Origin of the sequence: Actinoplanes sp. DH11, from assembly GCF_020873875.1 — a bacterium.
GTDB lineage: Bacteria > Actinomycetota > Actinomycetes > Mycobacteriales > Micromonosporaceae > Actinoplanes.
The window spans coordinates 48,176-74,021 of the sequence record NZ_JAHWGU010000018.1; the positions used below are offsets into that span (position 1 = coordinate 48,176).

Consider the following 25,846-nt stretch of genomic DNA (forward strand, 5'->3'; position numbering starts at 1 on the left):
AGTCCGACGTTTCGGGCCTGGAGCGCGGCCGGCACCGAGCCCGGGTTGCGCTGAATCGGTCACCGCGAATGGCAGCGTCGATGGCTGGGAGAGGGGACCGGACTGGGAGATTGAAAAGTGTTTCACGGGGGTACCGGCGCTTCATGTCGACGATCGCAGCCGAGGCCATCACTGATGCCGGCACAGGTCAACTGGTCCTTGCCGCGGTGCTTGGCATCGCGGTCGTCGTTCTCCTCATCGCGTGGGCGAAATGGCATCCGTTCCTGGCGCTGATCACCGGTTCGGGCGTGCTCGGCCTGGTGGCGGGCGCTGCGCCCGGTGCCACGATCGACTCGTTCACGACCGGGCTGGGCACTACGGTCGGCAACGTCGGGTTGCTGATCGCGCTCGGGTCGATGATCGGTGCGTTGCTCGCCGAGTCCGGTGGGGCCGACGGCATCGTGAACCGGATCGTGAACGGCGTTTCGGGCGCGGCGCTGCCGTGGGCGATGGCGGGGGTCGCTGCCCTGATCGGGTTGCCGCTCTTCTTCGAGGTCGGCGTCGTGCTGCTGGTGCCGATCGTGCTGCTGGTGGCCCGCCGTACCGATGTCGGGTTGCTGCGCCTCGGCATTCCGGCGCTGGCGGGACTTTCCGTGTTGCACGGGCTTGTGCCGCCGCACCCGGGACCGCTCGTCGCCATCTCCAGTCTGAACGCGGACCTCGGTCTGACGCTGCTGCTCGGTCTGCTCTGCGCGATCCCTACGGTGATCATCGCCGGACCGGTGTTCGGTAACTTCATCGCGAAGCGGGTTCCGCTGCCCGTGCCGGCGCTGCCGGGTGTCTCCGGCGGGGAAGGCTCGGGCGCCCTGAGCGGCGCGGAGCGGAGTTCGGCCGACGCGGAGCGGTCCTCGGCCGGTCGGCCCGCCTCCGGACCCGTGGGAGGTCAGGACTTCGTCGACCGGGACGACCTGGCGAACCCCGGTGCGGAGCGGCCCGCAAAACTTGTGGACGAGCAGGTCGGTCGCCGGCGCAACCCGGGGTTCTGGGCGGCCGTGCTCACTGTGCTTCTGCCGGTCGTGCTGATGCTGGCGCGCGGCATCGCCGAACTGCTGCTGCCCGAGGGTGACGCCGTTCGCAACGCGTTCGAAGTGATCGGCGAGCCGGTGGTGGCGCTGCTGGCCGGCGTGTTCCTGGCGATGTGGGCGCTCGGGTACCGGGCCGGGTTTGACCGCAAGGAGACGTCGGCGGTGCTGGGCGGCGCGCTTCCCCCGGTCGCGGGCATCCTGCTGATCGTTGCGGCGGGTGGCGGGTTCAAGCAGGTGCTGGTCGACGCCGGCGTGGGCAACGTGATCGCGAACGCGGCGCAGGACGCGAACATCAACGCGCTGGTGCTGGGCTGGCTGGTGGCGGTCGGCATCCGGGTTGCCACCGGGTCGGCGACGGTCGCCACCATCACCGCTGCGGGCATCGTGGCGCCGCTGGCCACGACGCTGGACTCGCCCACCGTGGCGCTGCTGGCGCTGGCGATCGGTGCGGGATCGCTGTTCTTCTCGCACGTCAACGACGCCGGGTTCTGGATGGTCAAGGAGTACTTCGGGATGACCGTCGGGCAGACCATCAAGACCTGGTCGGTGATGGAGACGATCATCTCGGTGGTTGGCTTCGCGTGTGTGATGCTGCTGAGCCTGTTCTTCTGACGTCCTGACATCGGATGATCTCACCGATCCGGTAAGGGCCGGATCGGTGAGATCTGCCGTTCAGGGGATTTCGCGAGAGCGCACGGAGATCTCCCGGGCAACCCGCGAGGAGCTCCGCGGTAAGGGCTAGGCGTTGGCCTCGTCGCGCCAGGCGAGCCAGTCGCGCAGGCGGGAGAGGTCGGGCTTGGGGCCGCCGACGCCGATGGTGAAGAGCGAGGCGCCCAGGTCGCGGAACTGCTGGCCGGCGGCGGAGGGGTCGGCCTCGCCGCCGACCTCGACCGACACCTCGATCTCGGCGGGGTCGCGGCCCACGGCGGCGCAGTGGTCGCGGAGGATGCCCAGCTTGCGCGGGAGAACGTCCGCGTCGGCGAAGCTGTGCCAGATGTCGGCGTGCTTCGCGACCAGGCGCAGCGTCTTCTTCTCGCCGCCGCCACCGATCAGGACCGGGATCTTGCGGGTGGGTGCCGGGTTCAGCTTGCCCCAGCGGGACTCGATGCGGGGCAGCGCCTCGGCGAGGTCGTCGAGCCGGGAGCCGGCGGTGCCGAACTCGTAGCCGTACTCGGTGTAGTCGCGCTCGAACCAGCCGGAACCGATGCCGAGGATGACCCGGCCGTCACTGATGTGGTCGACGGTGCGGGCCATGTCGGCGAGCAGGTCCGGGTTGCGGTAGCTGTTGCACGTGACCAGGGCGCCGATCTCGACCCGGGACGTCGACTCGGCCCAGGCGGCCAGCATGGTCCAGCACTCGAAGTGCAGGCCGTCCTTCTCGCCGTAGAGCGGATAGAAGTGGTCCCAGTTGAACAGGATGTCCGCGCCGAGTTCTTCGGCCTCGGACGCGGTGCGGCGGATGGTCGCGTAGTCCATGTGCTGTGGCTGCAGCTGCAGCCCGATCCGGATCGGCCTCTTGATCATGTGCAGACCATATCGACCGGTCGGTGATCATGCGCAGGTGTCGTCCAGTTCCTGGCTGATTGTGCGGAACTCGCCGGTCAGGAAAGCCCGCGGGTCGGCGCCCCGGGCGGCCTCGTCGAGAGAGCCCGCGATCCGCTCGACGGTTCCCCGCTGTGCCGGGTCGATGCTGGTAGCGGCGGCCGCGGCGACGTCCGCGGACATCGCCGCGAAAGTGTCCCGCAGGCCCTGCACGGCGTCCGCGTCACCGGTCGTGTACGGGGCGAGCCGAACCGCGCCGTCGGTGAGGACCTGGTAGACGGCGGTGCAGACGTAGGCCGGGTGGCCGACGGAGGCGGACGGCACCGGCGCCTGGCTGAACGGCGCCGGGATCGCGCCGGCGGGGACCTCGACGGTGCAGCCGCTCAGCGCGGCGGTGGCGGTGATCAGGGCTGCGGCCAGGGCGATGGGCGCGGAGGTGCGGCGACGCTGCGGCACGACATTCCCCTTCGTCGATCGATCGTACGGGCGGAGCATAACCCCCGGATCGGACAGCCGGGTGGGCGTACGCCTGGGCCGGTGGTGCCGGACTGCCGGTGCGCCACCTTTGCCGGAGTCGGAAGTTGACTTGGCGTGGTTGATAAGTCGAAAAAAGGTGAGTCGGTGATCAGGCGGATCGTGACCGTCGGGGTCGCGACGGTGCTCGTCGCGGCCGGCGGCACGGCGTTCGCCGAGATCGTCTCCTCCGACCCGGTGACCTCACCGTCCTTCAACGGCTCCGTCTACGCGGTCGCCTATCGCGGCGACACCGTCTATGTCGGCGGCAACTTCACCAGCGCCGTCGTCAACGGGCGGAGCACACCCCGTACCCGTCTCGCCGCCTTCAGCGCCCGCACCGGCGCGTTGCTCGATTGGAAGCCGGCCGCGGACGCCAACGTGCGAGCCCTCGCCGTCGACGGTGACACGATCTACGCGGCGGGCGATTTCGACACGGTCAACGGCGAAGCGCGGGACGCGGTCGCCGGGATCGGCGCGACAAGCGGCGCGCTCACCCCGCTCCAGCACTCCGTGGCCGGGCAGCCCAGCGCGCTGGCCGCCGGGAACGGCCGGCTCTACGTGGGCGGCCGGATCACCGCGGTCGACGGGGTGCCGCGGGGCAACCTCGCCGCCTTGCGCCTGGCCGACGGCGCGCTCGACCCGTGGGCGCCGACCACCGACGACATGGTGAACGCGCTCGCCGTCACGAGCGACCGGGTCTACGTCGGCGGGCGGTTCCACCGCACCAACAACGTCAGCAGCACGCTGCGGCTCACCGCGGTGCACCCGGTCACCGGGGTGCTCGATCCCGCGTTCCGGGCCAAGCCGGTGTCGCAGGTCTTCGCCCTCGCGGCGCACACCGACGGGGTGTTCGCGGCGCTCGGCGGGCTGGGCGGACGGGCGGTGTCGTACACCCGGACCGGGGAGACTCGCTGGACCCGGGTCTTCGACGGTGATGCCCAGGCGATCACGCTGCTCGGCGACGTGGTGTACGTGGGCGGGCACTTCGACAAGGCCTGCACCACCACGAACAACGGCGTCAAGGGGATCTGCACCGACGGCTCGGTGATCCGGGGCAAGCTCGCCGCGGCGGACCTGGACGGCAACCTGCTGGCGTGGGCGCCGCAGGCCAACGGGGTCGCCGGCACCCGGGCGCTCACGGCCAGCCAGGCACAGCGGTCGGTGAGCGCGGTCGGTGACTTCACGATGGTGGGTGGGGCGACGCGCAAGCGGTACGCCGAGTTCACCGGAACCTCGCCGTCGGCGTTCGCGGAGTCCCGCCCGGGCCCGGCGGCTTCACAGGCTCCGGCCGTCGCGGCAAGTCCAACCGTTCCGGCGTCCGCGGCAAGTCCAACCGCTCCGGCTGCCTCGGGAAGCCCGGCCGCTCCCGCCTCCTCGGGCAGCCCAGCTGCTCCCGCTGCCTCGGGCGGTCCAGCCGCTCCGAGTGCCTCGGCGGACCCGGCGGCTCCGGCCGTCGCGTCGCCGCGGGCCGCGTTCGTCGCCGCGTACAACTTCGACTCGACCATCGCGGACGGCACCTTCGACGACGGGTCCGGTCACGGCCATCTGCTGCGGGCGGTGACCCGGAACGGCGGTGCGCCGAAACTGGTGCCGCACGGCACCGGGCAGGCACTGAACTTCCCGGCCCGGTGCGCCGGCGACAACTGCCCGCGGCTGATCCTGCAGGCCGGCGACACGGACGACCTGAATCCGGGCACGCGGCCGCTGCGGTACGGCGCCGGGGTGCTGCTGTCACCGGCTGAGACCGGGCGCGGCGAGAACATCCTGCAGAAGGGGTACTCGACCGGCGGCGGTCAGTACAAGCTCCAGGTCGACGGTTTCTCCGGCAAGCCGAGCTGCGGCATCGGCGACCAGGACGGTACGGCCGTGCACGTCGCCCGCAGCCGCACATCGGTGGCCGACGGCAAGTGGCACACGCTGGAGTGCCGCCGCACCGGGCCCACCCTGGCGCTCCTGGTCGACGACCGGCTGGAGGCGACCGTGGCGGTCCCCGCCGGCCTGTCCGTGGAGACCGATCATCCGTTCACCATCGGTGGCAAGGGTGTGGGGGCCGACAACGACCAGTTCCACGGCACCCTCGACGACGTCTGGGTGCAGGTGGGCTGAGTCGTGGGTGTGAGCCCCGGCAGCCGGCGCGGACGGCGGCAGACCGCCGGGGCAGGAATGTGTGTGCCGGTCGGAGGGCCGGCACACACAGCTTCGCGCACCGCCGGTGCACCAGCGGCTTGATCCCGTGCCCGTTGGGGAACGGGGGCACCACGACATGGGTCGGCCGGCGAGGACGGTGGCCGGTGACCCCGCGGTGACCCGACGGCACGGAATCGAAGGTCATCGTTGCAGTCATGTTGCAGAAGTGCAACAGGCAGGCTTCTTTCCGTTAATCGATGTTGCATGGTGCGGCCCGCTCCGCAGCGGCGCGGGACGGGCCGGACGGCGGGCGCGCCGGGGAGGAGGCCGGTGCGGCGTGGTGTTGCTCGCCCTCGGCTCTGTCGCGGTCCGGAACACGCAGCCACGACCAGCCGTGGTGGACCCGCGCGGAGAAGTTGATCTGCTAGCGCTACGAAGTCGCGGTTTCAACCCCTTGATCACGGCGATTTCGTAGCGCTAGCAGATCAACTTCTCGCTGGTTGGACGGCGCATCCGTCGCCACTGCGAGGCGCGACGGGGCGCGCGCCTTTTGCCGCTTTTGTGCCGTGCCGGTGGCGGTGGCGGTGGCGGTGCCAGTGGCGGTGGGTTTGGCGAGTGCGAGTGGCGAGTGCGGGTGACGAGTGGGAGTGCGAGTGCGGATGGCGAGTGCGGGTGGCGAGTGCGGGTGGCGGGGTGTGGTGTGGGTGCGAAGCATGGCGTGCAGGACGTCGACGCGGCGGGCTGTGCGGCCGGTGAGGGTCGCGTGGTGTTCTTGCCTGCGGCGCGCTCGCCATGTTCGGCCTGGATGTCGACGACCTTCAGTGCTTGTGGTCGTTGTAAGCCCGGCTCGAGGGGGTCGGACCAGGCCGCGGACGGCGGCCTGGTCCCGCTGGTGGGGGAGTCAGGTGCGCCGGGGGAGGAAGGCCGCGACGACCGCGCCGGCGGCGATCACGGCGGCGCCGGTGAGTACGGCCGGGGTCAGGCCGTCGACGAAGTCCTGGTGGCCGGCGTAGCCGCCGTAGGTGCTGAAGATGGATGACAGGGCTGCCACGCCGGCGGCCACCCCGAACTCGCGGATCGTGTTGTTCGTCCCGGAGGCCACGCCTCGCTGGTCCGCGCTCACCGACGCGAGGGTCATCGTGCTGACCGGGGCGAACGTGAGCCCCATGCCGATCCCGGCCAAGGCGAACGCGACGACCAGCCGGCCGTAGGTGACGTCGGTCGTGGTGGCCAGGCCGATCCAGAGCAGGCCGGCGGCGAGGAAGAGTTGGCCGGCGACGATCAGGTTGCGGATGCCGAGGCGGGCGCCGAAGATGCCGGCGAGCGGGGCGACGATCATCGGGGCGGCCGTCCATGGCAGCGTGCGCAGGCCGGCCTCGAGCGGGCTCAGTCCCTGGACCACCTGGAAGAACTGGGCGAGCAGGAAGACCGCGCCGAACGCGCCCGCCGAGAACGTCAGGGTCACGGCGTTGACGAGGCTGAACCCGCGCGAGCGGAAGAGGCGCAACGGCAGCATCGGCGTACTGTTGCGGCTCTGCCAGAAGAGGAACCCGGCGATCAGCGCCAATCCTCCGCCGAGCATGACCGGCACCCGGCCGGTGGTCCATCCGTGCTCGGGGCCGTCGACGACGCCCCAGATCAGCAGCAGCATGCCGCCGGCGGAGAGCACCAGGCCGAGGGGGTCGAGCCGGCGGGCGCCGCCGCGGGACTCCTCCAGTACGACGGCGGCGAGTGCCAGGGCGATCACGCCGATCGGCACGTTGACCCAGAAGATCCAGTTCCAGGTGAGACCGTCCACCACCGCGCCGCCGACCACCGGGCCGAGGGCGACGCCGAGGCCGGTGATGCCGCCCCAGATGCCGACCGCGGTGTTGCGCAGCCGATCGGGGACGGCCGCCGCGAGCAGGGTGAGTGACAGCGGGGTGACTGCCGCGCCGCCGATGCCCTGCACGGCGCGGGCGGCGGTGAGCTGCCACGGCTCGGTGGCGAGGGCGGCGCCGGCGGAGGCCGCGGTGAACAGCGCGATGCCGGCCAGGAACATCCGGCGCCGGCCGATCCGGTCACCGAGTGCTGCCGCGGTGAGCAGGAACGCCGCGAACGGGAGGGTGTAGGCGTTGACGAACCACTGCAGGTCGGTGAGGGACGCGCCGAGTTCGGTGCGGATGACCGGCAGTGCCGTGCTGACGACGAGGTTGTCGAGCGAACCCATGAAGGTCGGGATGCCGACGGCGGCCAGCACCAGGCCGAGCGGGCGGGTCCGCCGCCGGCCGGGGTGTGGTGTCGCGGGTGCAAGCGTGGTCACTGTTTCCCCCTGGTTGTTATTCACTGATAACTCAGCACGGTATGCATTGACTGATAACCTGTCAACGTGACCCGGACCCGCCTCACCGCCCAGGAACGCCACACCCAGCTGCTGTCGGCTGCGCTGCAGGCCTTCGCCGAGGGTGGCTACGCCGGCACTACCACCGACCAGGTGGCCCGGATCGCCGGTGTCTCCCAGCCGTACGTGATCCGGCTCTTCCGCACCAAGCAGGAACTGTTCCTGGCGACCGTGCGCCACGCGTCGGACCGGATCGAGCAGAAGTGGCGGGCGGCCGCCGCGAAGGAGCCGACCCTGCCCGGGCTGGGCCGGGCCTACAAGGAGCTGCTCGCCGAGAAGGAGCTGCTGGCCGTGCTGCTGCACGGGTACGCGGCGGCCGCCGCCGACCCGGTGATCGGCGAGGCGGTGCGCGACTCGTACGGCAACCTCTACACGGTCGTCCGGGAGCTGACCGGCGCCTCCGCCGAGGAGGTGCGGGACTTCTTCGCCTCCGGGATGCTGATCACCGTGCTCGGCGCGATCCGGGTGCTGGGCCCGGACGCGGTGCCGGCCCAGCCGTGGATGACCGAGCTGCTGAGCACGCTCCCACCGGCGTGAATGCTGCCGAGCGGGCAGCCGGAGGGTGGCTCAGTCCATGTTGTGGCGCAGGTGGACGGGTTCCCGCCAGCCCAGCATCGCCTCGGTCATCCGGACCGCGTCGACGGCCGCGCGCACGTCGTGCACCCGCATGATCCGGGCTCCGCGCAGGATGCAGAAGACCACCGTGGCAAGCGTTCCGGCGAGCCGGTCCGGCTGCGGCCGGTCCAGCGTCTCGCCGATGAAGTCCTTGTTGCTCAGTGCGGCAAGGGTCGGGTAACCGATCGAGGTGATCTCCTCGAGCCGGCGGGTGATCTCCAGCGAGTGCAGGGTGTTCTTGTTGAGATCGTGACCCGGGTCGATGATGATCTGATCCGGCCGCACCCCGCGGGAGAGTGCCAGGTCGACCCGCTCGCGCAGGAACTTGGCCACCTCGGCGGTGACGTCGCCGTACTGCGGGCGCGGATGCCGGGTCCGCGGCGCCGCCAGGCTGTGGGTGATCACCAGTTGCGCGCCGGTGCCGGCGACCGCGTCGGCCATCGCCGGGTCCCGCAGACCCGAGGTGTCGTTGATGACCCCGGCGCCGGCCTCGATCACCGCGCGGGCCACCTCGGGGCGGAAGGTGTCCACCGAGACCACCGCGAGACCGCGGGCCGCCTCCACCACCGGCATCACCCGGTCGAGTTCCTCGGCGGCGGTGACCTCCGGGCCGGGCGCGAACGGCACCCCGCCGATGTCGATCCAGTCGGCGCCGTCCCCGGCCGCCGCGCGGACCGCCTCGGTGGCCCGCTCCAGCGCGAACGTGCGGCCGCGGTCGTGAAAGGAGTCGGGCGTACGGTTCACGATCGCCATCACGACGACGCGGCGGGAGAAGTCGTAGGTCCGGCCGCCGATGACGCGCGCGCCGCTGGTTTCGCTCACGATCAGCGACCCTAACAGCCGGTGCGGAACCGGTGGGCTTACCCCTGATCTGGGGTTTTATAGGTTGATCCTTTCGCGCTATTCATCACAACGGAGGATGCGTCGGCTGGTGCCGCCGGGGGTAGGTGATGGCTTGCAAGCAACGACTGACATCCCCACTCGGAGGAACCATGAGCGACATCGCACCGGGCGGCCGCGTGCCGGCCGATCCGGCCTACCCGCTCGACGTGCCGCCGCAGCCGGTCGCGCCGTCCTATGCCGTGCCGGGCTACGAGAACACCACCACCTACGCGGACACCGAGCCGCGGCATGCGAGCGACCAGCCGTCGAAGCCGGTGCAGGTGGCCCAGCAGGCGCGCGACTCGGCCGGCCAGGCCGCCACCGACGTGAAGGACACGGCCAAGGAGCAGGCGCAGCGGGTCGGCCAGGAGGCCAAGACCCAGGCGCGCTCGGTGGCCTCGGAGGTCCGCAGCAAGCTGGACGAGACGGCCAAGGCGCAGAACGGCCGCCTGGTCGGCAGCATCCGGCAGACTGCCGACCAGCTGGACGAGATGCGCGGCGCCCGTGCGGATTCGCCGGCGGCCGCGGTGGTCTCCCGGGTGGCCGAGGGTGGCCGGCAGTTCGCCGACTACCTGGACCGCAACGGCCCGGACGGCGTGCTCCGCGAGGTCGAGGACTTCGCCCGCCGCCGCCCCGGCGCGTTCCTGGCCACCGCGCTGGCGGCCGGCTTCGTGGTCGGCCGGCTCGGCAAGAGCGTGGCCAAGGCCGACGGGACCGCCGGCGCCGGCAAGCCGGACACCGACACGTTCCGCTCCGAGTACGACACGCCCGCCGGCTACGGGACCACCACCACCGGCTACAGCACCCCGGCGGCGGACACCACGCCGAGCGCCGCCTATGTGGACCCGGCCGCCGGTGACGTCACCGTGCCGGTCACGCCGGCCACCACCGAGTACACCGCCACCGGCACCGGCATCCCGGCCGTCGTGGACGAGACGTATCCGGAGCGCCGGTCATGACGACCCCGTACCGCAACGAGCCCGCCGACCCGGTCGCCGAGACCTCGATCGGCGAGATCATCGGCAACATCAGCAACGACCTGTCGCAGCTGTTCCGCCAGGAGGTCGAGCTCGCCAAGGCGGAGATCCGGCAGGAGGCGACCAAGGCCGGCAAGGCCGCCGGGATGCTCGGCGGCGCCGGGTTCGCCGGCTACCTGGCCGTGGTCCTGCTCAGCTTCGCGATCGTCTTCGGCCTCGGCAACGTGATCGACCACGGCTGGGCCTTCCTGATCGTGGGGCTGATCTGGGCCGCGATCGGGGCCGTCCTCTTCGTCAACGGCCGCAAGAAGCTCAAGACCGTCGACCCGGTGCCGCGCCGCACCGCCGAAACTTTGAAGGAGGACGCCCAATGGCTGAAGAACCCGACCGGCTGAGGCAGGACATCGAGCGGACGCGGGCCTCGCTGACCCGTGACGTCGATCTGCTGGCCGAGAAGACAAGCCCGCGCCAGGTCGCGCGGCGACGCTGGACCGCGGTGAAGGAGAAGGTCATGGGCACGACGGAGGAGACCCGGTACGCCGCGCAGGACCAGGCGCACCGGCTGAGCGACAAGGCATCGGAGCTGGGTGACCGGGCTTCCGGCAAGGCGTCCGAGCTGACCGACAAGGCGTCCGGCAAGGCCTCCGACCTCGGGGACAAGGCGTCCGAACTGGGCGGCCAGGCGAAGGAGAAGGCGCACGACGCGGCGAGTGCGGTGCGTACCGCGCCGCGGGCCGTGGCGAGCCAGACCCAGGGCAACCCGCTCGCCGCCGGCATCATCGCCTTCGGCGTCGGCCTGCTCAGCGCCTCGCTGATCCCGGTCACCGACGCCGAGCGCCGGGCCGGTCAGCAGCTCAAGGAGCACAGCGGCGACCTCACCGACAAGGTGAAGGACGTGGCGGGCGACCTCAAGGAGGAGCTCGGCGGGACCGTGCAGCAGGCCGCCGGCCAGGTGCGCGAGACCGCGCGCGACGCCGCGCAGACCACGGCGGACACGGCGAAGTCGGGCGCGAGCGACGTCCGGGACGAGACCCGGAGCGCCGCGACCTCCTGACCGGGGCGCACACACGGAGGAACCTGACGGGCGGGCCGGCTCAGCCGGCCCGCCCGCCTGCGTGGGACAGGCAGCGCCGGCGTCGGGCGGACGCCCGGTAAGCAGCGTTTGCCCGGCTCGAGGAGGGGAATCGGCAGCACCATGAAACTCGGGTACAAGCTCGCGGCCGAAGCGTTCGGCCCCAAGGAACTCATCCGCCAGGCGATCCGGGCCGAGCAGGCCGGCTTCGACTTCGTCGAGATCAGCGACCACTACCACCCGTGGCTGGACGTGCAGGGCCACTCGCCGTTCGCGTGGAACGTGCTCAGCGCGATCGCCGTGCAGACCCGGACGCTCGGGCTCGCCACCGGCGTGACCTGCCCGTCGGTGCGGTACCACCCGGCGATCGTGGCGCAGGCCGCGGCCACCCTCGCGATCATCGCGGACGGCCGGTTCACGCTCGGCGTCGGCTCCGGCGAGCGGCTCAACGAGCACGTCGTCGGCCAGGGGTTCGGCAGCGTCCGGGAGCGGCACGAGCGGCTCGCCGAGGCACTGGACATCATCAACCTGCTGTGGAAGGGCGGCTACCAGTCGTACGAGGGCAAGCACCTGCGACTGGAGGACGCCCAGGTGTTCGACCTGCCGGAGACGCTGCCGGTGATCGCGGTCGCGGCCGGTGGCAAGGTGGCCGCCGAGCTCGCGGCCAGTCACGGCTCCGGGCTGTTCGCGACCGAGCCCCGCAAGGACCTGGTCGAGACGTTCACCGCGGCCGGTGGTTCCGGCCCCAAGTACGCGGAGGCCTCGGTCGCCTGGGCGCCCACCGAGAAGGCGGCCGTCACCGAGGCGCACCGGACCACCCGCTGGGCGGTCACCGGCTGGAAGGTGATGTCGGAGCTGCCGAACCCGGTGAACTTCGAGGCCGCCGCGGCGACCGTCACCGAGGACGACGTGCGGAAGAACTTCGTGGTCGGGCCGGACCCGGCCGGCTATCTCGAGCGGATCGGCGAGTACCGGGACGCCGGGTACGACCACATCGTGCTGATGAACTGCGGACCGGACCCGGACGGCTTCCTGGACTTCTTCGAGAAGGAACTGCGTGGCCGGCTGTGAGCGGCGGTGACGTCACGGTCGTGGTGGCCACCCGCAACCGCCGCGACCGGCTCTTCGAGACCCTGCCCGAGCACCGGGCCCGGGTCATCCTGGTCGACAACGCCTCCGACGACGGCGGGCCGGACGAGATCGCCACGGCGTTCCCGGCCGTCGAGGTGGTACGGCTCGGCGAGAACATCGGTGCGGCGGCGCGCAACGAGGGGGTGCGGCGGGCCGTCACCCCGTATGTCGCCTTCGCGGACGACGACTCGTACTGGTCGCCGGGTTCGCTGGAACGCGCCGCCGCCCTGATGGACGCGCATCCGCGGCTGGGCCTGCTCTCGGCCCGCGTGCTGATCGGCCCGGAAGGCCGGCTCGACCCGGTCTCCGCGGCGATGGCCGCGGCGCCCCTCGGCACCCCCGAGGGCGCGCCGGGACCGTCCATCCTGGGCTTTCTCTCCTGCGCGGTGGTGGTGCGGCGCGAGGCCTTCCTCGCGGTGGGCGGGTTCGAGCCACGCCTCTTCGTGTACGGGGAGGAAGCGCTCCTGGCGATGGACCTGGCCGCCGCGGGCTGGTGGCTCTGCTACGACCCGGAGCTCGAGGTGCGCCACTTCCCGCTGCCGGCCGGCCGGGACACCGGCGCCCGCCGCCGGATCGAGGCCCGCAACCGGATGCTGACCGCCCTGCTGCGCCGCCCGGCCGGGGTGGTGGCCCGGACCGTCGCGGGGGCGGTGCGGGAGTCCCCGGCCGCCGGGTGGGACGTGGCGCGGGCCCTGCCGTGGGCGGTGCGCCACCGCCGGCCGCTGCCGCCGGCGGTCGAGCGCGACCTGACCCTGCTGCGGTCCTGAGCTTCCGGGGGGCCGAGTCCTGAGCTTCCCGCGTCAGGGCCGGCGCGGTGCCGAGGTCGATCGCACCGCGCCGGCTCCGACCGGGCCGTCACCAGCCGGTGGAGGGTGCCTCGATGTGGACGGCCTTGGTCACCGTCATCTCGTCGAGCAGTTCGGGGCCGTACCCGAAGCCCTGCCCGCTGCCGCGGCGCGGGTGCGCGGCACCGCCCGGCGCGCCGCCGAAGACCGCGTTGACCTTCACGGTGCCGACCGGCAACTCGCGCCAGGCCCGCTGGGCGTTGCTCATCGAGGCGGTCAGCACGGTGGCGGCGAGGCCGTACGGTGACTCGGCCGCCCGGGACAACGCCGCGCCGAACGAGTCGACCGTGACCACCGGCGCGACCGGGCCGAAGGTCTCCTCCCGGATCACGGCCATGTCGTCGGTGCAGTCGGCGAGCACGGTCGGCGGGTAGAAGGCGCCCGGCCCGTCCGGGACCACGCCGCCGCTGACCAGCCGGGCGCCGTCACGGACCGCGGCACGCACCTGCTCGTCGACGGCGGTCCGCAGCCGGGTGTCGACCAGCGGGCCGATCTTCTCCGACCAGTCCGCGGCCGCGGCGGCCAGCGCGTCCACGAACGGCGCGGCCACGTCGCGGTGCACGTAGATCCGCTCGACCGCGACACAGATCTGCCCGGAGTTGGCGAACGCGCCGAGCGCCGCCTGCCCGGCCGCCCACACCGGGTCGACCCCGGCGTCCACGATCAGCGGGTCGCTGCCGCCGTTCTCCAGCAGCGCCTTGGCGCCGGTGCGGGCGCAGGCCGCGGCGATCGCCCGGCCGGTCGCGGTGGAGCCGACGTGCGCTACCACGTCCACCTCGCTGCCGGCCAGCGCGGCACCGACCGGGCCGTCACCGTTGACCAGGGCGAGCACGCCGTCCGGCAGGTGCGGCGCGAGCAGCTGGGCGAGCCGGTGGCCGGTGGCCGGGGTGCGCTCGCTGGGCTTGTGCACGACCGTGTTGCCGGTGACCAGGGCGGCGCCGAGCAGGCCGCAGGAGACGGCTACCGGGTCGTTCCACGGGGTGATCACCGCGACGACACCACGGGGCCCGTACGCCATCAGGTCGATCGCCTCGTCGTTGCCGGCCAGGGCCCGGCCGCGGTGGGTGGGCCCGAGCTCGGCGTACTGCCGGAGGGTGCCGACCCCCGCCATGATCGAGTCGCGGGCCTCGCCGACCGGCTTGCCCATCTCGGCGGACATGATCCCGGCGAGTTCGCCGGCGGCGGCCTCGACCGCGTTGGCGGCGGCGTGCACGGCGGCCGCGCGGGCGGCCGGCGCGGTGCGGGCCCAGTCGCCGGCGGCGGCGCGGGCGGCCTTCACGGCGGCGGCCACGTCCGCCTCGGAGGAGACCGGCACCCGCGACACCGCGGTGTCGTCACGGGGATCGGTAACGGTCAGGGTGCGGTCACCGGAACCGGGGGACCAGGTGCCGGCGATGAGCTGCTCGACGTCGTACATGCGCGGAGGTCTTCCCCGTTGCATCGCATAAAAACTTGGTGGACGGCAAATGTCTGCATCTATCAGTGCAGGTCGTGCTGGATTTTCTCGAAAGTCTGACCTTTCCGGTAGAAGTCGATGATCATGTGGTTCAACGAAAAAATTCGGGGTATCCGCCGCGCCATGCGAGTTCTTGGCATCAACGCGATCTTCCACGATCCTTCCGCTGCGCTGGTCATCGACGGACGCGTGGTGGCCGCCGCGGAGGAGGAGCGGTTCAGCCGCCGCAAGCACGGCAAGCGCCCCGTGCCCTTCTCGGCGTGGGAGCTGCCCGAGCTCTCCGCCGCCTGGTGCCTGGAGGCCGCCGGCCTGAAGCCCGGCGACCTCGACGCGGTCGCGTACTCCTTCGACCCCTCGCTCTGCGGCGACGCGCAGGCGCTCGGCCTCGGCGACCCGTGGGACCACATGCGCGTCGACTACGCCCGCCGGGCACCACAGTTCCTGGCCACCGCGCTGCCCGGCCTCGACCCGGAACAGGTCCGGTTCGTGCCGCACCACGTGGCCCACGCCGCCTCCGCCGGACTGAGCGTGCCGGAGGACAACGCGGTGCTGGTCCTGGACGGCCGCGGCGAGTCCGCCAGCCACCTGGCCGGCGCCTACCGCAACGGGCAGCTGGAGGTGCTCCGCAGCCAGGAGCTGCCGCATTCGCTCGGCCTGCTCTACGAGGACCTCACCCGGCACCTGGGGTTCCTGCACTCCAGCGACGAGTACAAGGTGATGGCGCTGGCCTCCTACGGGCAGCCGAAGTTCCTCGGGCTGCTCCGGGAGCTGGTGCACGCCAACGAGGACGGCGGCTTCACGGTCGAGCGGATCGACTGGGACGCCCTCGCGAAGGCCCGCACCGCTGACGGCGAGATGACCGACGCGCACGCCGACCTGGCCTCCAGCGTGCAGGTGCGGCTGGAAGAGGTGCTGCTCGACCTGGCCCGGTGGACCTATGAGGCGTCCGGCGGGCTGAAGACCCTGACCATGGCCGGCGGCACCGCGCTGAACTGCGTGGCGAACGCCCGGATCGCGGCCGAGGGCCCGTTCGACCGGGTCTGGATCCAGCCGGCCGCCGGTGACGCCGGCACCGCCCTCGGCGCGGCGCTGTCCCTCGGCGGCGAGCACGTGCCGTTCACCACCGCCGCGCTCGGCCGCGGCTGGAGCGACGACGAGCTGGAGGCGGAGCTGAAGCGGGCGGCGGTGCCGTACACCCGGCCCGCGTCGATCGCGCACGAGGCCGCCACCGTGCTCGCCCGCAACGGGATCGTCGCCTGGTACCAGGGGCGCAGCGAGTACGGCCCGCGCGCCCTCGGCCACCGCTCCCTGCTCGCCCACCCCGGCGACCAGCACACCCAAACCCGGATGAACGACGTGAAGGGCCGGGAGCAGTTCCGGCCGATCGCCCCGATGGTCCGGGCGGAACGCTTCGGCGACATCTTCGACGGTGTCTTCCCGAGCCCGTACATGCTCTTCGTGCACCGGGTGAAGCCGGACTGGAAGGACCGGATCCCAGCCGTCACCCACGTCGACGGGACCGCCCGCGTGCAGACCGTGCACACCGACACCGAGCCGCTCGTCGCCGAGATGCTCGCCGAGTTCGAACGCCAGACCGGCCTGCCCGTGGTGGTCAACACCTCGCTGAACACCGCCGGCCGCCCGATGGTCGACACCCCGCGCGAGGCGCTCGAGCTGTTCGGCTCGGCCCCGGTGGACCTGCTCGCGATCGGCCCGTTCGCGGTGCACCGCGCACAGACCTTCGAGGCGCGCTGATGGCCGGCTTCACCGTCGTCGTGCCCACCCTGGGCCGGCCCAGCCTGTACGAGCTGGTCGACGTGCTCGGCGAGCGCGCCGACCTGCTCGTCGTCGACGACCGGCAGGACCCGGGCACCCCGCTCGGCCTGCCGGCGCACGTGCGCGTGCTGCCCGGCCGCGCGGCCGGCCCGGCGGCCGCCCGCAACACCGGGTGGCGTGCCGCGAGCACCGAATGGGTGGTTTTCTTGGACGACGACGTGGTACCCGACTGGGATTGGCCGGAGCGCGTCGCCGCTGATCTGCGCGACGCCGGCCCCGAGGTCGGCGGCGTGCAGGGCACCCTGCGAGTGCCGCTGCCGGCGGACCGCCGCCCGACCGACTGGGAGCGGGTCACCGCCGGGCTCGCCGACGGGGAGTGGATCACCGCCGACATGGCGTACCGGCGGGCCGCGCTGGACCGGACCGGCGGCTTCGACGAGCGTCTGCCGCGCGCGTTCCGGGAGGACGCGGAGCTCGCCCACCGGGTGCGGCAGGCCGGCTGGGAGCTGCGCCGCGGCAACCGCCGGGTGACCCACCCGGTCCGGCCGGAGAGCCGCTGGGTCAGCGTGCGCACCCAGCGCGGCAACGCCGACGACGCGCTGCTGCGCCACCTCTACGGCCCGCGCTGGCGCGCCGTGCTGGAGGTTCCGCCGGGCCGCCGGCACCGGCACGTCGCGGTGACCGCCGCCGCCGCGGTGGCGCTGACCGCTACCACCGCGCGCCTGGTCACCGGCCGGCGTGCGGGCACGGCGGTCGCCGCCCTGGCCGGCGCGGCCTGGCTGGCCGGGACCGCCGAGTTCGCCGCGGCCCGCATCGCACCCGGGCCGCGCGACCGCCGCGAGGTCACCACCATGCTGCTGACCAGCGCCGCGATCCCGCCGGTGGCGACCGCGCACTGGCTGCGCGGCTGGTGGCGCTGGCGCGGCGCCGAACCCGTGCGGGCCACCGAACCCGAGTGCGTCACCGAGCCCGAGCGGGCCGCCGAGCCGGTGCGGGACGTTGACCCTGTGCGGAGTGCCGGGTCTGAGCTGGGCGCTGAGCCTGCGGCGGGTGCTCGGCCGGGTCCTGCCGCGGCGACCGGGCGGCAGCAGGTGGGTGCGCGCCGGTGAGTGAACCACTGACCGGTGAGGCCCCCGCCGCCGGGGGCCTCTTCGACGCGGTCCTGTTCGACCGGGACGGCACCCTCGTGGTGGACGTGCCCTACAACGGCGATCCGGACCTGGTGCGGCCGATGCCGGGCGCGAAGGACGCGCTCGACCGCCTGCGCGCCGCCGGGCTGCGGCTCGGCGTGGTCACCAACCAGTCCGGGCTGGCCCGCGGCCGCTTCACCGCCGACCAGCTGGCCGCCGTGAACCGCCGGGTCGAGGAACTGCTCGGGCCGTTCGACACCTGGCAGATCTGCCCGCACGACGACACCGCCGGTTGTGCCTGCCGCAAACCCGCGCCGGGCCTGGTCGACGCCGCCGCGGCCGCCCTCGGCACCACCGCGGCCCGCTGCGTCGTGGTCGGCGACATCGGCCGCGACATGGGCGCCGCCCTCGCCGCCGGCGCCACCGGGATCCTGGTGCCCACCGAGATCACCCTGCACCCGGAGGTGGCCGCGGCGCCGTACACCGCGACCGACCTGGCCGGTGCGGCCGACCAGATCCTGCGCCGGCAGCGGCTGATGACCCCGGCGGCGCGCGGCGACCGGCCCCGGACGGTCCTCGCGGTCCGGTCCGACTCGGCCGGCGACGTGCTGGTCACCGGCCCGGCGATCCGGGCCCTGGCCGCCGGCGCCGACCGGGTGGTGCTGCTCTGCGGGCCACGCGGCCGGGCCGCCGCCGAACTGCTGCCCGGCGTCGACGAGATCATCGAATGCCGGCTGCCCTGGATCGACCCGGAACCCGGGCCGGTCGACGCCGCCGGCATGCACGAACTGACCGAGCGGCTGCGGGCCACCGGCGCGGCGGAGGCGGTGGTCTTCACCTCCTTCCACCAGTCGGCGCTGCCGCTGGCCCTGCTGCTGCGGATGGCCGGGGTCGGCCGGATCACCGCGATCAGCGAGGACTACCCGGGGTCGCTGCTGGACGTCCGTCATCGCGTACCCGAGGATCTGCCCGAACCGGAACGTGCCCGCAGCGTCGCGGCAGCCGCGGGGTTCGCGCTGCCCGCCGGGGACGACGGCGGCCTGCGCGTCACCGTTCCGAAGCCGCGCGCCGGCTCCGATCACCTGGTCGTGCACCCCGGGGCGAGTGTGGAGGCGCGTGCCTGCCCGCCGGAGAATGTGCGCCGGATCGTCGCCGCCCTGGCCGGGCGGGGCCACCGGGTGATCGTGACCGGCGGGCCGGGGGAGCGGGAGCTGGCCCGGTTCGTGGCCGGGGACGCCGGCATCGACCACGGTCCGACCTCGATGGCCGGGCTCGCCGAGCTGATCGCCGGGGCCGCCTGCGTGATCGTCGGCAACACCGGGCCGGCGCACCTGGCCGCGGCCGTCGGCACCCCGGTGATCAGCCTCTTCGCCCCGACCGTCCCCTACGGCAAATGGGGACCCTACCGCGTCCCGGCGGTCCGGCTCGGCGACGCCGCCGCGGCCTGCCGGGACACCCGTGCGACCCGCTGCCCGGTGGCAGGCCACCCGTGCCTGTCCGAGATCGAGCCGGGCGACGTCATCGACGCGCTCCGCCGGCTGGGCGTGACCGTCCGAACCACTGACCAAGAGGTGGCTGCGTGAACATTCTGCTGTGGCACGTGCACGGCTCCTGGACGACGTCGTTCGTCCAGGGCAAACACCGTTACCTGGTGCCGGTGAACCCGGCCCGGGACGCCTGGGGCCGGGGTCGCGCCCGCACCTTCGACTGGCCGGACACGGTCGAGGAACTGCCCCTGGAGGAGATCCGGGACGTGGACGTCGCGATCGCCCAGCGCCCCGAGGAACTGGACCTGATCCCGCCGCACGTGCCGGTGATCTACGTCGAGCACAACACGCCGAAGGGCGACGTGCCGAACACCCGGCACCCGCTCGCCGACCGCGACGACCTCATCATCGCGCACGTCACCGACTTCAACGACCTGTTCTGGGACACCGGTGAGACCCGGACCACGGTCATCGACCACGGCATCGTCGAACCGAAGGCCCGCTGGACCGGTGAGCTGGAGCGCCTGGCGATCGTCACCAACGAGCCGGTGCGCCGGGGCCGGGTGACCGGCACCGACCTGTTCCCGAGGTTCGCCGGGATCGCGCCGCTGGACATCTTCGGGATGGGCGTGGCGGAGCTCTCCGAGCGCCCCGGGATGACCGGCTTCGACGACCCGCCGCAGCACGAGATGCACACCGAGGTCGCCCGCCGCCGCGCCTACCTGCACCTGTGCCGCTGGACCTCGCTCGGGCTGAGCCTGATCGAGGCGATGCAGATGGGCATGCCGGTGATCGCGCTCGCCACCACCGAGGCGGTGGCGGCGGTGCCGCCGGACGCCGGAGTGCTCGCCACCAAGGCCGACACCCTCGTCGAGGCCGCGCGGTGGCTGATCGACGAACCGGACGCCGCGGCCCGGCTGGGGGAGCGGGCCCGCCAGGTGGCGCTGGCGAAGTACGGCCTCGACCGGTTCCTCGCGGACTGGGACCGACTGCTGGAGGAGGAGACATGCGCATCGCGATGATCTCGGAACACGCGAGCCCGCTCGCCGCGCTGGGCGGGGTCGACGCCGGTGGACAGAACTCGCACGTCGCCGAGCTCGCCGCCGCCCTCGCGGGTCAGGGCCACGAGGTCCGCGTCTACACCCGCCGGGACAGCACCGACCTGCCCACCGTGGTGCCGATGGGCGAACGGGTCGACGTCGTGCACGTGCCGGCCGGCCCGGCCACGGTGCTGCCGAAGGACGAACTGCTGCCGTTCATGGGTGCGTTCGCGGACTGGATGGCGGCGGACTGGCGCGACGAATGGCGGCCGGACGTGGCGCACGCCCACTTCTGGATGAGCGGGCTGGCCGCCCTGGACGCCGGGCGGGCCTGCGACGTGCCGGTCGTGCAGACGTTCCACGCGCTCGGCTCGGTGAAGCGGCGCCACCAGGGCGACGCGGACACCAGCCCGCGCGGGCGGGTCTCCTACGAACGGCACCTGGGCCGATCCGTCGACCGGGTGATCGTGCAGTGCCGGGACGAGGTGGACGAACTGCTCCGGCTCGGCGTGCCACGCTCGGCCATGGAACTGGTGCCGTCCGGGGTGAACACGGAACGGTTCAGCTCGCGGGGGCCGGCCGTGCCGCGTACCCCCGGCCTGGCCCGGATCCTGACCGTCGCCCGCCTGGTCGAGCGCAAGGGCATCGAGGACACCATCCGTGCCCTGGCCGCGGTGCCCGGCGCCGAGCTGGTCGTGGTCGGCGGGCCGCCCGCCGGTGAGCTCGCCGAGGACCGGTACGCGCGCCGCCTGCGCGCCCTGGCCGAGAAGTGCCGGGTCGCCGACCGGGTACGCCTGGCCGGCGCCGTCCCGGCCCACGAGATGCCCCGCTGGTACCGCTCGGCCGACCTGGTCGCCGCCACCCCCTGGTACGAGCCGTTCGGCCTCACCCCGCTCGAGGCGATGGCCTGTGGCGTGCCGGTCGTCGCCACCGCGGTCGGCGGGCTCACCGACACCGTGGTCGACGGCGTGACCGGCGACCTGGTGCCGCCCCGTGACCCCCGGGCCCTCGCCGCGGCGCTGCGCCGGCTGGTCAACGAGGAGGTGCGCCGCTTCGCGTACGCGGCCGCCGCCGAGGACCGGGCCGCCGCCTCCTACGCCTGGCCGCGCATCGCGGAGCGGATGGCCGCCGCCTACCGGACCGTCGTGCGCCGGCACCCCGCCGACCAGACCACCGCCGACCAGAACGCCACTGACGTGGAGGTACTCGCGTGAACCCCCTGGAAGATCACCTGGCCGGCCTGCGGGCGGCGCTCGAGCCGTTCCGGGAGAAGGCCGGCCTGCTCGAGGAATGGGGCGCCCGGCTCGCCCACCACCTGGGCCGTGGCGGCCGCCTGCTGGTCGCCGGCAACGGCGGCAGCGCCGCCGAGGCCCAGCACCTCGCCGCCGAACTGGTCGGCCGGTTGCGCGACGAGCGGATGCCGCTCTCCGCGATCGCGCTCACCCCGGACTCGTCGGCGGTGACCGCGATCGGCAACGACTACGGCTTCGAGGAGATCTTCGCCCGGCAGGTGCGGGCGCACGGCCGCGCCGGCGACGTCCTGCTGGTCCTCTCCACCAGCGGCCGCAGCCCCAACCTGGTGCGGGCGGTCGAGGCGGCCAAGGAGATCGGCGTGCACACCTGGGCGCTTGTCGGCCAGGCGCCGAACCCGCTCGCCGAGATCTGCGACGAGGCGCTCTGCTGCCCGTCGCCGGACAGCCAGGTGGTCCAGGAGCTGCACCTGGTGTCGGTGCACGTGATGTGCGAGTACATCGACCGGCACCTCGTCCCTTTCGCCCGGGCCGGCGCCGGCCGCAAGGAGATGGTCACGGTATGAGGCTGGTGATCGTCGGCGACACCCTGCTCGACCGCGACGTCGACGGCAGCGTGCGCCGGGTCGCGCCGGACGCCCCGGCGCCCGTCCTGGAGGAGGAGCACGTCGCCGAACGACCCGGCGGCGCCGGCCTCGCCGCCCTGCTGGCAGCCGCCGCGGGGTACGAGGTCAGCCTGGTCACCGCCCTCGCGGCGGACGAACCCGGCGCCCGCCTGACCCGGCTGCTCACCGCGGCCGGCATCGACGTCTACCCGCTGCCGCTGCCCGGCGCCACCCCGGAGAAGATCCGGTTGCGCGCCGCCGGCCAGGTGCTGCTCCGGCTTGACCGCGGCGGCGAGCCGCAACCGCCCGGCGAGGCGCCGCAGGCCGCCCTGGACGTGCTCCGCGACGCCACCGCGATCCTGGTCAGCGACTACGGCCGGGGGGTGGCCCGGCACCCGGCGCTGCGGACCGCGCTGGAGCGCACGAAGGCGCCGGTGGTGTGGGACCCGCACCCCAACGGCCCGGCGCCGGTGCCCAACGTGCGCCTGGTGACGCCGAACGAGGGCGAGGCGAAGCGGCTCTCCGGCGACGCCGGCAACGGGTCCGCGCTCGCCGCCGCGCAACGTGCCGGTCAGGCGCTGCGGCAGCGCTGGCGGGCCGGCGCGGTCGTGGTGACCCGGGGCGCGCAGGGCGCGGTGCTCTGCCACTCCGGCCCGACGCCGCTGGTGGTGCCGACGCCGCGGGCCAGCACCGGTGACACGTGCGGTGCGGGGGACAGCTTCGCGGCCGCCGCGGCGATCGCGCTGGCGAACGGCGCGCTGGTCTCCGAAGCCGTGCAGCAGGCGGTGGAGGCGGCCAGCGCGTACGTGGCGGCCGGGCCGCGGGCGGTCCTCGGCGGCGGAACCGGCGGCGACGCCGCCGAGCCCCGGCCGGAGTCGCCAGGACCGGAACTCATCGGCGCCGAGGCGGCCGGTGACCTGGCCGCCCGGGTCCGCGCGGCCGGCGGCACCGTGGTCGCCACCGGCGGCTGTTTCGACCTGCTGCACACCGGGCACCTGGCCACCCTGCGGGCCGCCCGCAGTCTCGGCGACTGCCTGATCGTCTGCCTGAACAGCGACGACTCGGTGCGCCGGCTCAAAGGCCCGGAACGGCCGCTCAACGCCGAGACCGACCGGGCCCGGCTGCTGGCCGCGCTGGACTGCGTGGACGCCGTCGTCGTCTTCGACGAGCCCACCCCGGAACCGGTCCTCGCCTGGCTCCGGCCGGACGTCTGGGTCAAGGGCGGCGACTACGCCGACGGCGGCCCGGAGATGCCGGAGGCCGAACTGATGAAGCGCTGGGGCGGCCAGACCGTGATCGTGCCGTACCTCGACGGCCGGTCCACCACCAAGACCATCGAAGCCGCGAAAACAGGGAGACAGTGATGGACGCAGTTATCGTCACCGGAGGTTCGAGCGGCCTCGGCGCCGCCGTCGTCGACGCCGTGCTCAAGGAGGGCGGCCGGCCGCTCGTGATCGACCGGCAGTCGCCGCAGGCGGACGTCGAGTGGATCCAGTGCGACCTGGCCGACACCCGGGCCGCCGAACGGGCCACCCGGGAACTGATCGAGCGCGCCGGCGGCAGCCTCGACGGCGTGGTCACCGCCGCCGGTATGGACGTGCCCGGCGCCCTCGCCGACATCCCGGGCGAGACCTGGGACCGCATCGTGGCGATCGACCTGCTCGCCACGGCCGCGGTGATCCGGGCGGCGCTGCCCGAGCTGAAGCAGTCGCACGGCGGCGTCGTGACGATCTCGTCCACGCTCGGGATCAAGGCGGTCAGCGACGCGACCGCGTACTGTGCCGCGAAGTTCGGCGTGGTCGGCTTCACCCGGGCGCTCGCCGCCGAACTCGCCGGTCAGGTCAACGTCACGCTGCTCATCCCGGGCGGCATGCGGACGAAGTTCTTCGACGAGCGCGACGACCGCTACAAGCCCGGCCCGGACGCGATCCTCAACGACCCGGCCAACGTCGCGGCGGCCGTCCTGTTCGCACTCAACCAGCCGGCCGGCTGCGCGGTGCGGGAGCTCGTCGTGGCGGCGGAGCAGGAGAGCTCGTACCCGTGATCCTCGTCCTGCGCGCACTCGGCGTGGGAGATCTGGCGGTGGCGGCGCCCGCACTGCGCGGGCTCCGCGCCGCCTTCCCCGGCGAGACCTTGAGCCTGGCCGCGCCCGCCTGGCTCACGCCCCTGATCGACGCGATCGGGGGCGTGGACCGGATCGTTGCGGCGCGCGAGCTGGAAGCCCTGGACCCGGCGATCGGCACCCCGCAGATCGCGGTCAACCTGCACGGCTCCGGCCCCGAGTCGCACCGGCTGCTGCAGGCGTTGCACCCCGGCAAGCTGTGGGCGTTCGCGAACCGGGCGGCCGGCCACCAGGACGGGCCGGGCTGGCTCGACGACGAGCACGAGGTGCGGCGCTGGTGCCGGCTGGTGGGGTATTACGGCGTACCCTGCGCTCCCGATGATCTTGATCTGGCCGAACCGGCCGCGACGGCGCCGCAGGGCGTGACCATCATCCATCCGGGGGCGAAATCCACCGCGCGCCGGTGGCCCGCGGACCGCTACGCGTCCGTGGCCCGGAGGTTGCGCTCGGCGGGACACCGCGTGCTGATCACCGGTTCCGCGGCGGAACGAGACCTGTGCGTACGCATCAGCGACGCCGCCGGACTCGGCGAGGGTGCCGTGCCCCGCACCGACCTCGGCGAACTGCTCGCCCTGGTCGCCGGAGCCCGGCTCGTGATCAGCGGGGACACCGGGATCGCGCACCTCGCCACCGGGTACCGCACGCCGTCGGTCACCCTGTTCGGCCCGGTCTCCCCGGCCCGCTGGGGTCCGCCCGCCGACCGGCCCTACCACCGCGCCCTCTGGCACGGCACCCGCAGCGAGCGCGGCGACCTGCCCGGACCGGTGCACCCGGCGCTGCTCGCCGTCACCGAGGACGAGGTGCTGACCGCCGCCCGGGAGGTGGAAGATGCGGCTGCGGCGCAGTGACCTGACCCGACCGGGATTCGGCCGGCGCCGCTCCGGCAAAGGCTTCAGCTACCTCGACCCGGACGGCGAACCGCTGCGGTCCACCGACGACGTCGACCGGATCAAAAGCCTGGTCATCCCGCCCGCCTGGACCGGCGTCTGGATCACGCCGGACCCGCAGGGCCACATCCAGGCCACCGGGATCGACGCCGCCGGGCGCAAGCAGTACCTCTACCACCCGCAGTGGCGCGAACAGCAGGACCGGGCCAAGTTCGACCACGCCCTCGACGTCGCCGAACGCCTGCCCGACGTCCGCGACCGGCTCTGCGCCGACCTCACCGCCGGGCGCGGCCTCACCCGCGAACGGGTCCTCGCCGCCATCGTCCGGCTGCTCGACATGGGCATGTTCCGGGTCGGCAGCGACCAGTACGCGGTCCGCGAGGACGACCCGTCCTACGGGCTGTCCACGCTGCGCCCCGACCACGTGCGCACCCGCGGCGGCTGCGTCATGCTCGAGTTCACCGGCAAGTCCGGCGTGGAACACGCCACCACGGTCGGCGACGGCGAGGTCTGCGCGGTGCTGCGCGACCTGAAACGCCGCCGCCGGGGCGAGGACCGGCTCTTCGCGTACTGGGACCGCAGCCGCCGCCGCTGGCAGGAGATCCGCGCCGACAACGTCAACGACTACCTCAAGGAGATCAGCGGCGAGCAGATGACGGCCAAGGACTTCCGCACCTGGCACGGCACCGTGAAAGCCGCCGCCGAACTCGCCGCCGCCGGCCCCCAGCCCACCGCCACGAAACGCCGGCAGGCCGTCGCCCAGGCGATGCGCGAGGTCGCCGACATGCTCGGCAACACCCCGACGGTGGCCCGCAACTCGTACGTCGACCCGCGCGTCATCGAGAACTACGAGAAGGGCCGCGTCGTCGACGTCGAGCCGGGCGAGCCCCGCGAGAAGACCGAGGAGGAGGTCCACGACCTGCTCACCGACAACTGAGCGGC

Annotated in this window: 23 protein-coding genes; 18 read left to right on the forward strand and 5 right to left on the reverse strand. The window is 73.2% G+C overall.

Features of this window, described 5'->3' with window-relative positions:
* Positions 1-143 precede the first annotated feature (143 nt).
* Complete coding sequence (locus tag LPA41_RS24975; protein WP_229073205.1) at positions 144-1,676, forward strand: GntP family permease; 1,533 nt, start codon at positions 144-146, stop codon at positions 1,674-1,676.
* 126 nt (positions 1,677-1,802) lie between these two features.
* Here LPA41_RS24975 and LPA41_RS24980 read toward each other — a convergent pair whose 3' ends face one another.
* Positions 1,803-2,588, reverse strand: coding sequence for an LLM class F420-dependent oxidoreductase (locus LPA41_RS24980; RefSeq protein ID WP_229073206.1), 786 nt, complete (start codon positions 2,586-2,588; stop codon positions 1,803-1,805).
* Positions 2,589-2,615: 27 nt separating this feature from the next.
* A complete protein-coding gene (locus LPA41_RS24985; protein ID WP_229073207.1) occupies positions 2,616-3,062 on the reverse strand; it encodes a hypothetical protein in 447 nt (148 codons plus the stop codon).
* Between the two features lie 165 nt (positions 3,063-3,227).
* On the opposite strand from LPA41_RS24985, the gene LPA41_RS43050 reads away from it, so the two are divergent.
* Complete coding sequence (locus LPA41_RS43050; protein WP_229073208.1) at positions 3,228-5,228, forward strand: LamG domain-containing protein; 2,001 nt, start codon at positions 3,228-3,230, stop codon at positions 5,226-5,228.
* A gap of 922 nt (positions 5,229-6,150) precedes the next feature.
* Here LPA41_RS43050 and LPA41_RS24995 read toward each other — a convergent pair.
* A complete protein-coding gene (locus tag LPA41_RS24995) occupies positions 6,151-7,551 on the reverse strand; it encodes a DHA2 family efflux MFS transporter permease subunit (protein WP_229073209.1) in 1,401 nt (466 codons plus the stop codon).
* A 66-nt stretch (positions 7,552-7,617) separates the two neighbouring features.
* On the opposite strand from LPA41_RS24995, the gene LPA41_RS25000 reads away from it, so the two are divergent.
* Positions 7,618-8,166, forward strand: a complete 549-nt coding sequence (locus tag LPA41_RS25000; protein WP_229073210.1) for a TetR/AcrR family transcriptional regulator — start codon at positions 7,618-7,620, stop codon at positions 8,164-8,166.
* 30 nt (positions 8,167-8,196) lie between these two features.
* Here the strand turns inward: LPA41_RS25000 and folP are convergent, their stop codons facing one another.
* On the reverse strand, positions 8,197-8,997 hold the full coding sequence (gene folP / locus LPA41_RS25005; protein WP_255690244.1) for a dihydropteroate synthase: 801 nt from the start codon (positions 8,995-8,997) through the stop codon (positions 8,197-8,199).
* Between the two features lie 239 nt (positions 8,998-9,236).
* Between folP and LPA41_RS25010 the strand changes: the two genes are divergently transcribed.
* The 5 genes from LPA41_RS25010 (at position 9,237) to LPA41_RS25030 (ending at position 13,073) form a co-directional block, all read left to right on the forward strand.
* Positions 9,237-10,085 carry a hypothetical protein gene (locus LPA41_RS25010; RefSeq protein ID WP_229073212.1) on the forward strand — a complete coding sequence of 283 codons (849 nt, stop codon included), beginning with the start codon at positions 9,237-9,239 and terminating at the stop codon, positions 10,083-10,085.
* On the forward strand, positions 10,082-10,498 hold the full coding sequence (locus tag LPA41_RS25015; protein ID WP_229073213.1) for a phage holin family protein: 417 nt from the start codon (positions 10,082-10,084) through the stop codon (positions 10,496-10,498). The genes LPA41_RS25010 and LPA41_RS25015 overlap by 4 nt, the downstream gene beginning before the upstream one ends.
* Positions 10,474-11,157 carry a DUF3618 domain-containing protein gene (locus LPA41_RS25020; RefSeq protein WP_229073214.1) on the forward strand — a complete coding sequence of 228 codons (684 nt, stop codon included), beginning with the start codon at positions 10,474-10,476 and terminating at the stop codon, positions 11,155-11,157. The genes LPA41_RS25015 and LPA41_RS25020 overlap by 25 nt, the downstream gene beginning before the upstream one ends.
* A 141-nt stretch (positions 11,158-11,298) precedes the next feature.
* Positions 11,299-12,246: a TIGR03557 family F420-dependent LLM class oxidoreductase gene (locus LPA41_RS25025; protein ID WP_229073215.1), complete on the forward strand. Its 948-nt coding sequence runs from the start codon at positions 11,299-11,301 to the stop codon at positions 12,244-12,246.
* Positions 12,243-13,073 (forward strand): glycosyltransferase family 2 protein, encoded by an 831-nt coding sequence (locus LPA41_RS25030; RefSeq protein ID WP_229073216.1) that lies wholly within the window; start codon positions 12,243-12,245, stop codon positions 13,071-13,073. The genes LPA41_RS25025 and LPA41_RS25030 overlap by 4 nt, the downstream gene beginning before the upstream one ends.
* 88 nt (positions 13,074-13,161) lie before the next feature.
* Here the strand turns inward: LPA41_RS25030 and LPA41_RS25035 are convergent, their stop codons facing one another.
* On the reverse strand, positions 13,162-14,568 hold the full coding sequence (locus tag LPA41_RS25035) for an aldehyde dehydrogenase (RefSeq protein ID WP_229073217.1): 1,407 nt from the start codon (positions 14,566-14,568) through the stop codon (positions 13,162-13,164).
* 162 nt (positions 14,569-14,730) lie between these two features.
* On the opposite strand from LPA41_RS25035, the gene LPA41_RS25040 reads away from it, so the two are divergent.
* From LPA41_RS25040 to LPA41_RS25085, 10 genes are read left to right on the forward strand one after another with little or no spacing between them, the layout of a single operon-like run.
* On the forward strand, positions 14,731-16,362 hold the full coding sequence (locus tag LPA41_RS25040) for a carbamoyltransferase C-terminal domain-containing protein (RefSeq protein ID WP_229073218.1): 1,632 nt from the start codon (positions 14,731-14,733) through the stop codon (positions 16,360-16,362).
* Complete coding sequence (locus LPA41_RS25045; protein ID WP_229073219.1) at positions 16,362-17,492, forward strand: glycosyltransferase family 2 protein; 1,131 nt, start codon at positions 16,362-16,364, stop codon at positions 17,490-17,492. Before LPA41_RS25040 ends, LPA41_RS25045 begins: the two co-directional genes overlap by 1 nt.
* Positions 17,489-19,096, forward strand: a complete 1,608-nt coding sequence (locus LPA41_RS25050) for an HAD-IIIA family hydrolase (protein ID WP_229073220.1) — start codon at positions 17,489-17,491, stop codon at positions 19,094-19,096. Before LPA41_RS25045 ends, LPA41_RS25050 begins: the two co-directional genes overlap by 4 nt.
* Entirely contained in the window at positions 19,093-20,022 is a 930-nt protein-coding gene (locus tag LPA41_RS25055; RefSeq protein ID WP_229073221.1) for a glycosyltransferase, read from the forward strand. The genes LPA41_RS25050 and LPA41_RS25055 overlap by 4 nt, the downstream gene beginning before the upstream one ends.
* A complete protein-coding gene (locus LPA41_RS25060) occupies positions 20,007-21,254 on the forward strand; it encodes a glycosyltransferase (protein ID WP_229073222.1) in 1,248 nt (415 codons plus the stop codon). The genes LPA41_RS25055 and LPA41_RS25060 overlap by 16 nt, the downstream gene beginning before the upstream one ends.
* Positions 21,251-21,856, forward strand: a complete 606-nt coding sequence (locus LPA41_RS25065; protein WP_229073223.1) for an SIS domain-containing protein — start codon at positions 21,251-21,253, stop codon at positions 21,854-21,856. The genes LPA41_RS25060 and LPA41_RS25065 overlap by 4 nt, the downstream gene beginning before the upstream one ends.
* A complete protein-coding gene (locus LPA41_RS25070; RefSeq protein ID WP_229073224.1) occupies positions 21,853-23,259 on the forward strand; it encodes a PfkB family carbohydrate kinase in 1,407 nt (468 codons plus the stop codon). Before LPA41_RS25065 ends, LPA41_RS25070 begins: the two co-directional genes overlap by 4 nt.
* Complete coding sequence (locus LPA41_RS25075; RefSeq protein WP_229073225.1) at positions 23,259-23,939, forward strand: SDR family oxidoreductase; 681 nt, start codon at positions 23,259-23,261, stop codon at positions 23,937-23,939. The genes LPA41_RS25070 and LPA41_RS25075 overlap by 1 nt, the downstream gene beginning before the upstream one ends.
* Complete coding sequence (locus LPA41_RS25080) at positions 23,936-24,865, forward strand: glycosyltransferase family 9 protein (RefSeq protein WP_229073226.1); 930 nt, start codon at positions 23,936-23,938, stop codon at positions 24,863-24,865. The genes LPA41_RS25075 and LPA41_RS25080 overlap by 4 nt, the downstream gene beginning before the upstream one ends.
* A complete protein-coding gene (locus LPA41_RS25085) occupies positions 24,846-25,841 on the forward strand; it encodes a DNA topoisomerase IB (RefSeq protein ID WP_229073227.1) in 996 nt (331 codons plus the stop codon). Before LPA41_RS25080 ends, LPA41_RS25085 begins: the two co-directional genes overlap by 20 nt.
* The last annotated feature ends 5 nt before the right edge of the window (positions 25,842-25,846 follow it).

Bases quoted from the DNA above. Each gene is read 5' to 3' on its own strand.
- LPA41_RS24975 (WP_229073205.1), top strand. From the start codon at position 144: ATGTCGACGATCGCAGCCGAGGCCATCACTGATGCCGGCACAGGTCAA.
- LPA41_RS24980 (WP_229073206.1), bottom strand. From the start codon at position 2,588: ATGATCAAGAGGCCGATCCGGATCGGGCTGCAGCTGCAGCCACAGCAC.
- folP (WP_255690244.1), bottom strand. From the start codon at position 8,997: ATGGCGATCGTGAACCGTACGCCCGACTCCTTTCACGACCGCGGCCGC.
- LPA41_RS25010 (WP_229073212.1), top strand. From the start codon at position 9,237: ATGAGCGACATCGCACCGGGCGGCCGCGTGCCGGCCGATCCGGCCTAC.
- LPA41_RS25015 (WP_229073213.1), top strand. From the start codon at position 10,082: ATGACGACCCCGTACCGCAACGAGCCCGCCGACCCGGTCGCCGAGACC.
- LPA41_RS25020 (WP_229073214.1), top strand. From the start codon at position 10,474: ATGGCTGAAGAACCCGACCGGCTGAGGCAGGACATCGAGCGGACGCGG.
- LPA41_RS25025 (WP_229073215.1), top strand. From the start codon at position 11,299: ATGAAACTCGGGTACAAGCTCGCGGCCGAAGCGTTCGGCCCCAAGGAA.
- LPA41_RS25035 (WP_229073217.1), bottom strand. From the start codon at position 14,568: ATGTACGACGTCGAGCAGCTCATCGCCGGCACCTGGTCCCCCGGTTCC.
- LPA41_RS25040 (WP_229073218.1), top strand. From the start codon at position 14,731: ATGCGAGTTCTTGGCATCAACGCGATCTTCCACGATCCTTCCGCTGCG.
- LPA41_RS25045 (WP_229073219.1), top strand. From the start codon at position 16,362: ATGGCCGGCTTCACCGTCGTCGTGCCCACCCTGGGCCGGCCCAGCCTG.
- LPA41_RS25060 (WP_229073222.1), top strand. From the start codon at position 20,007: ATGCGCATCGCGATGATCTCGGAACACGCGAGCCCGCTCGCCGCGCTG.
- LPA41_RS25070 (WP_229073224.1), top strand. From the start codon at position 21,853: ATGAGGCTGGTGATCGTCGGCGACACCCTGCTCGACCGCGACGTCGAC.
- LPA41_RS25075 (WP_229073225.1), top strand. From the start codon at position 23,259: ATGGACGCAGTTATCGTCACCGGAGGTTCGAGCGGCCTCGGCGCCGCC.
- LPA41_RS25085 (WP_229073227.1), top strand. From the start codon at position 24,846: ATGCGGCTGCGGCGCAGTGACCTGACCCGACCGGGATTCGGCCGGCGC.